Source organism: Prosthecobacter sp., assembly GCF_034366625.1.
In the GTDB taxonomy this organism is placed as follows: domain Bacteria; phylum Verrucomicrobiota; class Verrucomicrobiia; order Verrucomicrobiales; family Verrucomicrobiaceae; genus Prosthecobacter.
The window spans coordinates 114,178-127,519 of record NZ_JAXMIH010000024.1 but is presented as its reverse complement, the minus strand read 5'-3'; the positions used below and the strand labels follow the sequence as shown (position 1 = coordinate 127,519).

Sequence of the window (13,342 nt, the reverse complement as noted above, 5' to 3'; positions counted from 1 at the left end):
GCCAGCGTGCATTCGTAACCCATCTTCAAACCCACTCCACCTCACCATGGCCAGCGAAGCAGTTCTCACCCTCACCGAAGCGAATTTTGAATCCGAAATCTCCAGTTCCACCGTGCCGGTCATCGTGGACTTCTGGGCTGAGTGGTGCGGGCCGTGCCGCATGCTGGGGCCGATCCTCGACGATTTGGCGAAGGATCAGGCCGGGAAGGTGAAGATCGGCAAGGTGAACGTGGATGAAGCGCCAAACCTGGCCGCACAATTCAACGTGCGCTCCATTCCGATGCTCGTGTTTTTCAAGGATGGCAAGGCCAAGGACACGGTCGTGGGCGTGCAGTCGAAAGACGCGCTGGCGAAACGCCTTGCGGCGCTGGGTTGATCCCGCCTTGCTTCATCTGCGCTGCTCCTGCCATCACATGTCTCCGAAGGAGATGCCGATGGCTCGGGCAGCATTGACGATTTCGCTGTCCTTGTTGACGAGACGGAGCTGATGCACGGCCTCCTCGATGGGCACGTCGCCCACTTGATACTGCTGGTAGCTGACCATGCGTCCGAAACAGCCTTGTTCGATGAGTTCGACCGCCTTGGCGCCAAAACGCACGCCGAGGATGCGGTCGAGCGCGGTGGGGGCGCCACCGCGTTGCAGATGCCCCAGCGTGCAGGCGCGGGTTTCCTTGCCAGTGGCTATTTCGATGTGCTTGGCCACATAGTCCCCCATGCCGCCGAGGCGGTCCTCGCCCTTGACGCCCACGCGCTCCTTGGTGAGCAGCTCGCCGGTTTCCATGCGCGCACCCTCGGCCACGACGACGAGCGTGCTGTGGTGGCCTGCGGCATCACGCTTGCGGATGGCTTTGGCAACGTGATCGAAATTGAAGGGAATCTCCGGCAGAAGAATGACGTCCGCCCCGCCAGCCATGCCGCCGTAAAGCGCGATCCATCCGGCATGACGGCCCATGACTTCGAGCACAATCACACGCTTGTGGCTTTCCGCCGTGGTGTGCAGGCGGTCCAGGGCATCGACAACGGCGGCCACGGCAGAGTCAAAACCGAAGGAGGTGGCGGTGGCCTGGATGTCATTGTCGATGGTCTTCGGCACGCCGATGACGGGAATGCCCATCTGGAAAAGTTGCAGGCCGGTGGTGAGGCTGCCGTCTCCACCGACGACGATGAGAGCTCCCACTTCGAGATGGCGCAACGTGCTTTTGGCCTTCTCAACGATTTCGACCGGCACCTGGGAGACGTTGCCCTCGCCGACTTTCGCCACGAAGTGGCCTTTGTTCGTGGTGCCCAGAATGGTGCCGCCGAGCTTCATGATGCCGACGGTTTTTTCAGGCGTGAGCATCATGTAATCTCCGGGCGGCAGCAGGCCTTCAAAGCCATCACGAAAGCCGACGACCTCCCAGCCGTGGGTGTGGGCCGCGCCGACGACGCCGTGAATGACCGCATTGAGTCCGGGGCAATCCCCGCCGCTGTTCAAGATTCCGATTCGCATGAGTGTGTGGTTGGAAAGAGGTGTGTGGCTGAAGGGTGCAGAAACGATGCCAGCAGATCTCTAAAATTGGTCGAGCATCTGCCGTTTGTCTGTGATGGGGCGGCCTGCGGCGAGCCATCGGTCGTAAGCCGCCCAGCCTTGGTGCAGCAGCGTGCGCGCCTCGGCAAAGGGGCTGGCCGAACCGAGCACCACGACGACCATGCGGTGGCGGTAGATGAGGCTGGTGTTGTCCGCCTGCACCTGCACGCTGGAAGGCTTCTCCGCAGAAATGACCACGCAGCCGCCGGAACGCTCGGTGTTGCCGGTTTTGACGCCATCAATGCGGTCCACGCCGAGGAGTTGATTGGTGTTTTTCAAAGACACGCTGATCTGCTGCCCGGCGCGGTAGATGGTGATACTGCGGCTGTCTTGATTCGTGTAAAAGCGCATCGCGGGACGAGAAACAGCGTAGATCGCGAGGCGTCCGATGTCTGCTGCGGTCGAATAGGGCAGGGGGCGTGAGTTTTCGAGGCCATGCGGATTGGTGAAGCGTGTGCCGCGCGCGCCTTCGCGGCTGGCGAGCTGGTTCATCTGCCGGACGAATTCTTCCATCGGATGGCCGCTGCGGCCGAGTCGCGCCAGATGATCACGCCCGACGAAGTCACTCAGGGTGATGGCGGCGATGTTGTCGCTGCTCATCATGGTGGCGTAGATGAGATCGCGCAGCGTGGCCTGATCTCCCGGTTGCAGGCCGATGGTGCCTGCGTCGGAGATTTGGAAGGCATAGGCGGGCACGGTGGCCAGCACGCCCACGCCCACCTTGGAGGCCTCCGCCCAGTCGAGCGTCACCATGGCGGTGGCGATCTTGGCCAGGCCGCCGACAGGGCGTTTTGACTGCGCATTGCCGGCGACATGCACTTTTTTGTTGAAGGCATCGACCACGAGCACGGCGGACTGCGCCTGCAGGGCGCTGGTGCTGGTGGCGAGGGTCAAACAGATGCCAAGGATCGACGCGCGGGAGCGAAGCCGCGCCATGCTGGGGGAAAACATAGACGGCGATGTTTAGCTGCCTGCGCCCGCATCGCAACCGTGGATTTCCCCCTGCTTTTCTGAATTGACGCAGGCACGGCTGAATTCATGCTGCGCGCCATGTCCACACCGCAGCAGCAGGCCGCCACACTCATTCGAAACTACTACACCGTCTTCAATTCCGGCGACCGCACTGCGTTTCTCGCGCTGCTGGCGGAAGATGTCGTGCATGACATCAATCAAGGTGGGACGGAAACGGGAAAGACGGCCTTCCGGGCCTTCCTGGCGCGCATGGACCGCAGTTACCGCGAGCAGGTGTGTGATCTCGTGGTTTTCGCGGACGAAGACGGCACGCGCGGCGCGGCGGAGTTCTTCATCGAGGGCGAATATCTTGCCACCGATGAGGGATTGCCCCCTGCGAACGGTCAGCGCTATCGTTTGCGTGTGGGAGCGTTTTTCGAGCTGCGTGACGGTCTCGTCAAACGTGTCACCAACTACTACAACCTCGAAGAGTGGTTGCGGCAGGTGGGCGTGACGAAATGAGCAGCCTAGGCATCCTCACCTTCGCAGCATCACGATCAGCTCATCCATCTTGTTCGCGATCTCCTGCACCTCCTTCATAGAACAACCCACAGCGGGCACTATGCCAGTGCCAACCGAACAAAAAAGTAAAAGCGCCCAAACAAGCTTCTCGTGGCAGCGGTCGCAGTGAGCGACTTGCCTCTTACCCTCCGAACGCGCCAATGCACGGTCCCACCACCATCCAGCATTCGTCCTCAGCAACCGTTCGGGAGATTTTGGTTCAGGATATTTCACCCAGTCTCCGGCACACGAACTGAGTTAGGCACGCGACTTTTGTTCGGCTATGTCAGCGGCTTTAATGCCCTCAAATCGCGCAGAACGCAAGCAGCCGGGTTTCCCATGGGAGCCATGGCCGAATGAGATCAGCCGCAACGGCATGCAGGCTCGTTTTAACCTGGACCCTTCTACTTGTCGAAGAACGAGCTTTCCTCGCGGTCACCGACCTTGAGGTAGCGGTAGTACACTTCGAGCTGAAGCGTGCAGAGGCACTGGCGGTAGATGTCATCGGCGGCGTCACCGGCGGGCCAGTTCGGACGGCCGCGCTTGAAGGAACCGTCGGACTGCTGGGCGCTGAGGATCTGGGGGAGGAACTGCTGGTTGTAGAACTTCCAGTCCTCGCCGCCCTGTTGGAAATAGGCCTGGGTGTAGTAGTACCAGCAGTAGAGATTGCAGTTCTTGTTCCAGTCCAGCGGCTCGGCGGTGAGGAACTCGGTGAGAAACTTCATGCCCTTCTTGATCGGCGTGGTCTTGCCCTTGGCCATGGTCTGCAAGCCGAGGATGCCGACGCCGGAGAGGGACCACTGGTTGTAGTGGGCGTCGCGGTTGGCACCACCGAAGCCGCCGTCCTTGGTCTGCATGGATTCGAGGTAATCGGTCATCTTGCCGATGCAGGCATGCAGTCCGTCGATCTTGAGGCTGGTGTTTTTGGCGGCCTTGAGCGCCTGGAACTGCCAGCCGACGACGGAGAGGTCGTTGGCGTTCTTGTTATAGACGATCTGGTCCTTGCCGCCATAGCCCCAGCCGCCTCTGGCGGATTGGTTCTCGATGATGATCTTGACGCCTTTTTCAAAGGCCTCACGCATGCCGGGCAGGGATTTGGAGCCGAGACGGGCCAAGGTGTACATTTCGCCGAGGGCGTAGGTCGCGATGCCGTGCTCATAAGTGCCTGCACCGCCTTTGCCACCTGCTGCCTCGCCCTTCCAACCATCGGAGAAGATGCCGTGGGGGTTCTTTTTGCTCAGCTCGATGAGGTACACGATGCCCTTCATCACGTTGTCGCCGTAGAACGGTGATTCCGGTGTCTCGCAGCGGCCCAAGTAGCACAGCAAGGCCAGACCGGTCATGGCGGCCTTGTTGCCCCGGCCCCAGGAGCCGTCGGGGTTCTGCTTGCCCTTGAGCCATTCCAGCGACGCGCTCACCGCAGCCTCGCACTCCGGCGTGCCGCCGTTCTGCCGCAGCTTCTCCAACCGCTCCTGCGTCGAACAACGCGCCCGCATCGACGGCGGCAGCGTCACAAAGCCCGCTGCTCCGCCCATCCCCATCCCTTTGCCAAAACCACCACCCGCTCCGCCCGTGCCAAATCCACCGCTCGCTCCCAGCGCTCCTCCGCCCATCATCGCGCTCACGTCCGGCATGTCCAACGCGTCCGGCGGCGCCTCCGGCAGGGTGATCGCCGAGTTCATGCTCGTGCTCACTAGCTTCTTCATCGGCATCGTCTTGTTGATCGAACTGCGCTTCTTCTGCTGCACCTTGTGCTGCAAGTCCGCGCTGGCCTTCGCCCCCTGCTGCGTGCCGCCACCAGGCAGGAAGTCCACCTGCTTGTCCATCACCCCGGTGCTGAACACGATGAACAAGGCCAGCACGCCGAGCCCGGCATGCACCAGGATGCTCATCATCAGCGCGCTGCCGCCCGCCTTACGCCACATCTGCACGAACTTGTTGGGCGGCGGCCCCACTTCAATGTGCGTGAGCGCCGGTGGATGAAACACCTCGCCCTCATGATGCTCGACCAACAGGACCGGCTCGCCAGCGTCATCTGCCGGTGCCACCATGGCTATCGGAGTGCTCGGCGCGGGCATCATCGGAGTGGCCCCGGACGGGGACACTGCGGCTGGCACGGGCATCGCCACCGGCACCGCGGCGCTGGCCGGTCTGGGCACGGCTGGAGCCACCGTGCCGGTGGAAGGGGAGGGCGCGGGCGGCGGCATCATCGCCGGCATCGGCATCGTGGGCATGTACCCGGGCGGATAACCTGGCATCTGCGGCGGATAGCCCTGCGGCATCGGATAACCCTGCGGATAGCCAGGCATCTGCGGCGGGTAGCCCTGCGGATAGCCCGGCATCTGCGGCGGATAACCCTGCGGATAACCCGGCATCTGCGGCGGATAGCCCGGCGGTGGCGCGTACCCCGGCGGCAGCGGCTGGGTGGCCCCGGGTTGCGGTGGCTGCGGCGGATTCGTGGGAGTGCCTGGCTGCTGCGGATTCATGGCGATAATGGGTTGATTTGAAGTCAGATTACACGTTGGCGCATGATCTCGACAAGATGAATTTTAGGCTGTTCCTAAAACGGTCTTCCCGCAGGTATCTTGGCAGCAATGCACGAAGTCCCTGCTGTTCCCTGGTCTGGGAGGCATCTGGTACCGTCAAACATTCTCAAACTTCCGCCAGTACAGCAGCGCGATCGGCACCATGGAGAGGCATTCCTGCCCTGCGGTGGCGACACCTTCCATGGATCGGGTGGTCCAGGCGCCGAGGATGAAGGAGATGGCGATCAAAGTGGCGGAGCCGAAGGTGAAGACAGCACGTGGAGCGATGGTGAGGCGCACTGGACGGGTTTCTGCGGCGAGCAGGTCGATGAAACGGGCGGCGCTGACCACGAGGACGACGATGGAGAGCCAGCCGTTGTCATCGAGACTGCCGGTGGCGAGGAAGTCGTAGCCGCCATGGGCTGCGACGGCGAGCAGGAAGGTGGTGATGAATTCACCGGCCCGGGCAAAGCGTGTGCGCAGCATGTGGTAGAGGCTGTGCGCGCAGATGCCGGTGAGGGAAATGTGAAGAAAGTTGGCCGAGAGGAAGCGCGTCCAGGCGATGGTGCCGCCGTAATCCTGGTAGTAGCCGATGTTTTCTTCCAGAGAGAAGCCAAGGCCCACAAAGGCTCCGGTGAGCAGGGCGAGACCGGGCTGACGCCGCCACAGGAGCCAGGGCAGAAACAAAGCGAACAGGAGGAGTTTGCAGCCTTCCTCACGCAGCCCGACACCGACGAGGTAGTAGATCAAGTCGTGCGGGAACGGCGCGTTGGCGGTCATGCCTTGGACGAACTCCTGGTAGGCCAGGATGGTGAGCGTGGGCCAGACGCTGCACACCCCGGCCATGAGGGCGGCGATGGGACGCGCCCAGCGCCAGCGTTCGCGATCGCTGTGCTGCACAAGGATGAAATACCACAGGGCGGCGACGAAGAAGGCGAGCGCAAGCATGCCATACGGGATTTCGTTGAGGCGATGACGGATGAGCCCGTGCCATTGCATCCAGACATCGCCCAGCAGCGCTCCGGCGTGATGCTGGAGCAGGGGGTGGCAGTGTTCGATCCACCCAGGTTGGGTGGCAATGCTGCGCAGCAGGTTGAGATCGCGCTGGGTCACGGCGAGGCGAAGCGCCTCTTCGCGGGCGGCCGAGGCATCGGCAAAGTGCAGGCCCTCGGTGTAAAACGCCTGCATCGCCGCCTGGCTGTCGCCCCGGCGCTTTTGCACGCTGCCCAGAAGCTCCGCAGCGAGCATCTCCGGCGGAACGGCCCGCGTTTTTTTCTCCAGCTTCTCCAGCGCGGCCTCGTCTGAATGAAGCGCTGCCGCGAGAAAGTCTTGGAACAATCCTGCGGGGGCATCGGTGGTGGCGTGCTGCTGGATGAGCTGCGCCACCTCATAGCCGCCGAGTTTCCCCCCGTGGATGAAGCCCTGGAAGGCGCCTTCTTCATCACCTTCCACCAGCTTCGGAATCTGGGCGAGGAGCATGCGCAGCCAGGTGGCGAAGGGGCGCGGCTGTGGAGTTTTCTCGTGCCGCAGGCGGTGAAATTCCCCATGCAGGCGGCTCAGTGCGGGTGAGACGGCATGATGCGCTTGCGGCTCTTCCTGCACCATGCCGCCAATCACGATCACACAGGCGCCAATCATGCCACAGGCGATGATGGCGGCGGCGGTACGCAGGAGAAAGCGGCGGTCACGCGTGAGGTAATGCGTGCGCGCACGCCAGCCGTGAAAAAAGGGGCGATCTTCGCTCATGTCGGCTTCAGTCGTCCGCTTTCTTCCACCAGTCAGGGGATTGTTCCCAAGGTGCCTTCGGTTCCGGTTCCTCGCGCGATGCTGGGGCGCGAGTCTCGCGTTCTGTCTCTTCTTCTTCAAGTTCCATGAGCAGCTTCACATGCGGCTCCGGTTTTGTGGTGCGCCGCCAGATGAGCCAGGCCCACATGGCAAAGGCGCCCAGCAGAAACAGCAATGTGCCGAGCGTGAACAGCACAAACCAGTCGGAAGCTTCCGCCCATTCACGCGAAATCTTGGCCGTGCCGCCTTCGGGCCGTGCGAGAAAGGCAAGGAGCGCGTGCATGGCAATGGTTGGCGTCAGGAGTCGTGAAAGACGAGCCGCATCGGGATCATCTTCGAGAACTGGAACCCGTGCTGCTGGAAGAAGGACTGGGAATCGGCGCTGATGCGGTCCGTGAGCAGGGTGATGCGCCTGAAGCGCTTCTCCTTGGCAAACTCGATGGCGTGTTCGAGCAGACGCCCGCCGTAGCCCTGGCGGCGATGCTGCGGGTGGACGATGACGTCCTCCATGATGAGCACGAGGCCGCCTTCCGCCGTGCTGATGGTGAAGAGCAGGTTGATCATGCCGATCACCTTGTGATCCGTGCGCAGCACGAAGATGCGGCCGCGGTTCGGCTGCTCCAGGATGAGCCGCAGGCCGTGTTCCTGCTTGGTCCGGTCCGGTTTGAAGTCCTCCTCCTCGCTGAACAGCGCGACGAGCAGTTCGACGAGCTGGGGCAGGTCTTCAATGGTGGCCGGTTCGATGTGTGGCTCGGTGTCGGTGGCGGGCATGTGGAATTAGAATAACGGGGGCGCGGACAAAGGCAATGCGTTCGATGCAAAGGATGCGTCACGGTTTCTGCCACAGACCCGCATACAAAGGAGCGCCGTGGCGGCGTTGAGGCATGGAAACTCCTGTCTTCGACGGTGGTTTCACCTCCCGCATCCAACCCAAACACCACTCCTATGAAACCCGGAACCCATCTATTCGCATGGCTTTGCGGCGCTGTTGCCCTCAGCATCGCTCCGTTGCAGGCCCAGGAAGCCAAACCGGCGGACAAGCCTGCCGCTGAAACACCGAAGGCGGACACACCGCCCGCCCCCGAACGACGTGGGCGTGACAATGCAGCACCAGAGCGTGAACAACCGCGTCGCGATCAAGCGCGCGAAGGCGAGCGCCGTGAAAACAATCCGCCCCGTCCTGAAAACACGCGTGAACCACAGCGCCGTCCACAGATGGAAGGTCAGCGTGAGGGAGATCGTCCACGTGGTGAGCAACCACAGCGCGATGGCAATCGCGGGCCGGTAAATCCGCCGCGTGCAGAAAATCGTCCTGGTGACGAAGGATCTCGTCGTCCGCAGATGGATGGCCAGCGCGAGGGAGATCGCCCGCGTGGCGAGCAACCACAGCGGGATGGCAATCGCGGCCCGGTAAATCCACCGCGTGCTGACAATCAGGGGCGTGACAATCGTCCCGGCGGTGAAGGTGAGCGTCGTCCGCAGATGGAAGGTCAGCGCGACGGAGATCGCCCGCGTGGTGAACAACCGCAACGCGATGGACAGCGCCGTCCGGTAAATCCGCCACGTGAGGGGGATCGCGACAATGCGGGCCGTCCAGAGGGAGCCCGTCAGCCGCAAGGTCCGCGTGGTGGCGAACGCGAAGACTTCCACCCCCGTCCGCAAGGCCCCGGCCCGCAGCAGTTCGCGCAGCGTGGCGGGCCGATGCATCACGATGGTCCTGCGATGATGGGGCGTGGACCCGAACATCGTTCGGAAGGCCGTCAGCAGCCGCAGCAGTTTGGCAGTCCACGCCAGGGCGGGCAATTCAACAGTCCGCGTGGTCCTGAACCGCGCTTTCAACCAGACCGCGGCCAGCGTGATGGCGGACGCCCCATGAATCCTCCACAAGATGGCGTGCGTGGTGGAGATCGCGGCCCTGAACATCCGCCGCGCTTCGTTCCGCCGGTTCAACGCCGTGGAGACGCGCCGCATGATCCACAACCGCCGATGAACCGTGATCGTGGCCCCGCGCCGCAGCCACCTAGCCCGCGTGGCGAGGAACGGGGTCGTGAAGGCCCTCCGCGTGATCGTGGTGTGTGAGCATCATGAGAAGTGGATGAATTCATCACAGGCGGCCTGGGAAACTGGGCCGCTTTTTTCATGCGTCGGAGAGTTCATTCACGTCTCGCCGGTTGTGTTTGTGAAAACGAACTCCATAATCGCGCACGATTCCGCCGCATGAGCCTGCTCAACAAGCCCTCCAACACCTCCTTCGCGAAGCAGACCTCTGCCGCAGGCGGTCATGGCCCGGCGGAGCTGCCGTGGTGGTCGCTGGATCGCTGGGCGCATCTGTGGAACGGCCAGCCGCCGATTTCAGCCGCCTCCGCCGCCACCGCGAACACGATGCTGCCGGTGCTGATCGAAGTGTTCGCCGCATTCAGCAAGCTGGATGGCAACATCGAGGAGGAGGAGGTCGAATCCAGCCTCGGCTACCTGCGCTACGATTATCCCGAGGCGATCTACGCCGACATGCGCCGTCTCTATTTTGAGGCGTTGCAGCAGCCGCAGGATCTGGCGCAGCGTGCGAAGGAACTCAGTCAGAAGCTCACGCAGGAGCAGAAAGTCCTGCTCGGCGTGCAGCTCTACCTGCTCATCTCACGCGCCCAGCAGAATCAGCGGCAGATGGTGGAGTTTTATCTCTTCATGACGAACCTCGGCATCGCCGCCCAGGCCATCGACATCGTCTATCAGCTCAATGCGGGAGATAAACCGCCGGAGGAAGGTTTTTCCACCAAAGGCGGCCAGCCGCTCGACACGCTGCGCATCGGCTCCACGAAGAATTGTGACGTGCTGCTGCGTTCGCTTTCAGCGGACTGCTCAGTCGTGGCGTTTCGCTTCCAAAACCTTGTGCTGCTGAAAAACACCGGCAGCATTTCCATCCTCGTGCGCAGCCGCCGTCAGCCGCCGGGAGAGTTCTCGCGACTGTATCCGGGCGAGCGCGTGGTACTGGAGGATGTCACGCTCGATTACAACGACCTGATCTCCTACTTCAACGCCAAGAAGACGCTCTCCGGCACGCAGATCTACCTCACGCTCACGGAGAACGGCAGCGCGGAAATTGCTCCGCAACGCGCACGTGGCACGAACCTGCGTCTTAGCTTCGGCCTGGGCGTGACGGTTGAGGCGTTGCGCACCACACAGGCCACGTTGAACGGCGTCGTGCTCAGCAGCGGCACCATCGTGGAGGCCAGCATCGAGGACAGTATCATTGCGCATGGCGAGGTCGAAATCGCGCTGCGTGATCTGCGTGTGCGCGCGCAGGAATTCGGCGGCCAGTTTCGCCTGGAAGGCAGCCGCAACACCTACCTCGTCTCCAACAAGCCTGAGTTGCTCGATGAGGGGGACATTCTTCTCTCCGAGGACACTGACGGTGAGATCCTGCTGCGCATCGAGTGCAACTACGCGCAAAAAACTGGCGTGCTGGAGGTGCTGCGCTCGTCACGTCCACTTTACATCGGCCTCATTCCGGTGCGCGATCGCATCACGCTCAATGACGGCGACACCATCACACTGGGTGAGGGACAATACCTGCGCTGTCACTTTGCCGACCGCATCATCGAGGAGGAACGCAACACCATCCGCCAGATCGAGGTGCGCGAACTCAGCCACCGCTTCGACGGGCGCGACACCGCGCAGGATGGGGTGAGCTTCATCGCCCGTCGTGGCGAGATGATTTGCGTCATGGGACCGAGCGGCTGCGGCAAAAGCACGCTGTTGCGCATTCTTGGCGGCCAGTTGAAGCCGAAGGGTGGTGAGGTGCTGATGAACGGCCTCGCGCTGTATGAGAATTTACACAATCTCACGCCCTACATCGCCTACATCCCGCAGGAGGATGCCTTCGATCCGTTGTTGAAGGTGCAGGAGAACCTCGATTTTTCCGTGGCGGTGCGCTGCCCGCATTTGAAGACGGAGGAACGCCGCAAGCGTGTGGATGCCAAGCTTGCGGAACTGGGGTTGGCTGATCTGCGCAATCGTCTGGCCGGCACACCGCAGCAGAAATTCCTCAGCGGCGGCGAACGCAAGCGCCTCAATGCCGGACTCGACATGATAGGCATCTCCGACGTGTACTTGTTCGACGAGCCGACCTCCGGCCTGTCCTCGAAGGACAGCGAGCACGTGCTGGAGATCATCCGCAGCCTCGCACGCAACAAGATCGTCATCACCTCCATCCATCAGCCTAGTTCGAAGCTGCTGGCGATGTTCGACAAGGCCCTGCTGCTCGATAAAGGCGGCAAGATGGCCTACTTCGGCACGCCGCAGGGCATGCTGGAGTACTTCTGGCGTGTGTATCACACCGAAACCGGCCAGTCGGGCGATGCTGATGCCAAGCCGCCGGACAATCTCACGCCCGACTTCGTTTTTGACGTGCTGGAGACGCCGCTGCGCGACATCAGCGGCGACATCATCCATGAGCGCAGCGCAGACGGCCATCTCGTGGCCGCGCGCCGCTTCCCGCCGAATTTCTGGCGCGACTCCTACCAGCGGCATCTCATCATGGAGAGCATGGCGAAGCAGAAGGCCGCGCCAGGCAGCACCAGCCTCATCGCAAGGCCGAAAAAAGATGGAAGCCATAGCGCGAGCCGCATGCGCAGCACGCCCAAGCCGCCGAAGCACACCTTCCGCGAGGAAAGCATCCTGTTTGCCACGCTGCTGAAGCGCGCCTTTCTCAGCAAGCTGCGCAACCGCACGAATTTGCTCACCACGCTGCTGGAGGCGCCGTTGCTGGCCTGGCTCATCGCCAGCGTGCTCAAATACTCCGAGGAGGCGAATTACACCTTCGCCACCGCCTTCCACATTCCGACGTATCTGTTCATGAGCCTCGTTGTGGCCATGTTCCTGGGCCTCACCAACAGCGCCGATGAAATCATCCGCGACCGCCACACGCTGAGCCGCGAGCGCAATCACAACCTGCGCACCTTCTACTACCTCTGCGGCAAGATCATCTCGCTCGCCACCTTCGCGCTCGCGCAATGCGTGATCTACCTCATCATCGGCAACTGGGTGCTCGAAATTCGCGACATGTTCATGGTCCATCTCTGGTGGATGTTCCTCACCTCGCTCACCGGCGTCTGTCTCGGGCTGTTCATCTCCAGCATCGTCAGCGACAATCGCACGGCGGTGAACGCCATCCCGCTCATCCTCATTCCCCAGATCATCCTGGGCGGAGCGTTGATCAAATACGAGGAGATGAACAAGAACCTCGATCTCGTCTATTCCGTGGGCCGCTGGCTCAAAAAAGCCGGCAACGACGAGGAAAACGTCAGCAAGCTCAAGGTGCCCTTCATCTGCCAGTTCATGCCGCTGCGCTGGTCCTATGAGGGCGTCGTCATCTCGCAGTCCAAGCTCAATCCGCTCACCCGCAACCAGGACTTCCTCGACGAGCGCATCCAGTCACTTCTGCCGCCCTCAGGCGCCGACATGACCGATCTCCAGCGTCACGAACTGGAACTCACCAAACAGTCGCTCGCCGTTGTTTCCGGCCTGTATGCCGAGAATCCGCGCGAAATCTCCAAACGTCTCGGCTCCATCCGCGATGCCGTTCTCAGCGGCCAGATTGAAACCCCGATGCTCGACAGCATGCTGCAGCAGAACGACGGCGTCAGCGCCGAGGAGATCTACGTCAACCGCAAGGTGCTCGATCTCGTCACCAAGGCCGAGATGGAACGCGAGGACTACCGCCGCAAGACCAGCCCCAACGTCTTCTTCGGCACCCGCAAGACCTACCTAGGCACCAAGTACAACACCCTTTGGATCAACAGCATCGTCATCCTCTTCTCTCTGGCAGTCATCATCACCGCCGTGGAGATTAGCCTGCGACGACAGTTGACCAAGGTTTAGTGAGGGGGGCAGGCCGTCTAACGCTTCGGATCAGGCGACGGCGAGCAGGAAGCGTCGATGACACGACAGATGCCAT

General features: G+C 62.0%; 10 protein-coding genes. 3 read left to right on the top strand and 7 right to left on the bottom strand.

Annotated features, from left to right (window positions below):
- The first annotated feature begins 46 nt into the window (after positions 1–46).
- Positions 47–376 (top strand): thioredoxin, encoded by a 330-nt coding sequence (gene trxA / locus U1A53_RS24135; protein WP_322284440.1) that lies wholly within the window; start codon positions 47–49, stop codon positions 374–376.
- A 33-nt stretch (positions 377–409) separates the two neighbouring features.
- Here the strand turns inward: trxA and U1A53_RS24130 are convergent, their stop codons facing one another.
- Complete coding sequence (locus U1A53_RS24130) at positions 410–1,489, bottom strand: ATP-dependent 6-phosphofructokinase (RefSeq protein ID WP_322284439.1); 1,080 nt, start codon at positions 1,487–1,489, stop codon at positions 410–412.
- A 60-nt stretch (positions 1,490–1,549) separates the two neighbouring features.
- Positions 1,550–2,518 carry a serine hydrolase gene (locus U1A53_RS24125; RefSeq protein WP_322284438.1) on the bottom strand — a complete coding sequence of 323 codons (969 nt, stop codon included), beginning with the start codon at positions 2,516–2,518 and terminating at the stop codon, positions 1,550–1,552.
- 99 nt (positions 2,519–2,617) lie between these two features.
- Here U1A53_RS24125 and U1A53_RS24120 point away from each other — a divergent pair, with 99 nt between their 5' ends.
- A complete protein-coding gene (locus tag U1A53_RS24120; RefSeq protein WP_322284437.1) occupies positions 2,618–3,040 on the top strand; it encodes a ketosteroid isomerase-related protein in 423 nt (140 codons plus the stop codon).
- Positions 3,041–3,483: 443 nt separating this feature from the next.
- Here the strand turns inward: U1A53_RS24120 and U1A53_RS24115 are convergent, their stop codons facing one another.
- The 5 genes from U1A53_RS24115 to U1A53_RS24095 form a co-directional block, all read right to left on the bottom strand.
- Complete coding sequence (locus U1A53_RS24115) at positions 3,484–5,565, bottom strand: prenyltransferase/squalene oxidase repeat-containing protein (protein WP_322284436.1); 2,082 nt, start codon at positions 5,563–5,565, stop codon at positions 3,484–3,486.
- Between the two features lie 156 nt (positions 5,566–5,721).
- A complete protein-coding gene (locus tag U1A53_RS24110; RefSeq protein ID WP_322284435.1) occupies positions 5,722–7,350 on the bottom strand; it encodes a PrsW family glutamic-type intramembrane protease in 1,629 nt (542 codons plus the stop codon).
- Between the two features lie 7 nt (positions 7,351–7,357).
- Entirely contained in the window at positions 7,358–7,672 is a 315-nt protein-coding gene (locus tag U1A53_RS24105; protein WP_322284434.1) for a hypothetical protein, read from the bottom strand.
- 14 nt (positions 7,673–7,686) lie between these two features.
- The gene (locus tag U1A53_RS24100; protein ID WP_322284433.1) at positions 7,687–8,160 is read right to left on the bottom strand and encodes a GNAT family N-acetyltransferase; all 474 of its coding nucleotides are present in this window, start codon (positions 8,158–8,160) and stop codon (positions 7,687–7,689) included.
- 192 nt (positions 8,161–8,352) lie between these two features.
- Complete coding sequence (locus tag U1A53_RS24095) at positions 8,353–9,360, bottom strand: hypothetical protein (RefSeq protein ID WP_322284432.1); 1,008 nt, start codon at positions 9,358–9,360, stop codon at positions 8,353–8,355.
- A 246-nt stretch (positions 9,361–9,606) separates the two neighbouring features.
- Between U1A53_RS24095 and U1A53_RS24090 the strand changes: the two genes are divergently transcribed.
- A complete protein-coding gene (locus tag U1A53_RS24090; RefSeq protein ID WP_322284431.1) occupies positions 9,607–13,266 on the top strand; it encodes an ATP-binding cassette domain-containing protein in 3,660 nt (1,219 codons plus the stop codon).
- The last annotated feature ends 76 nt before the right edge of the window (positions 13,267–13,342 follow it).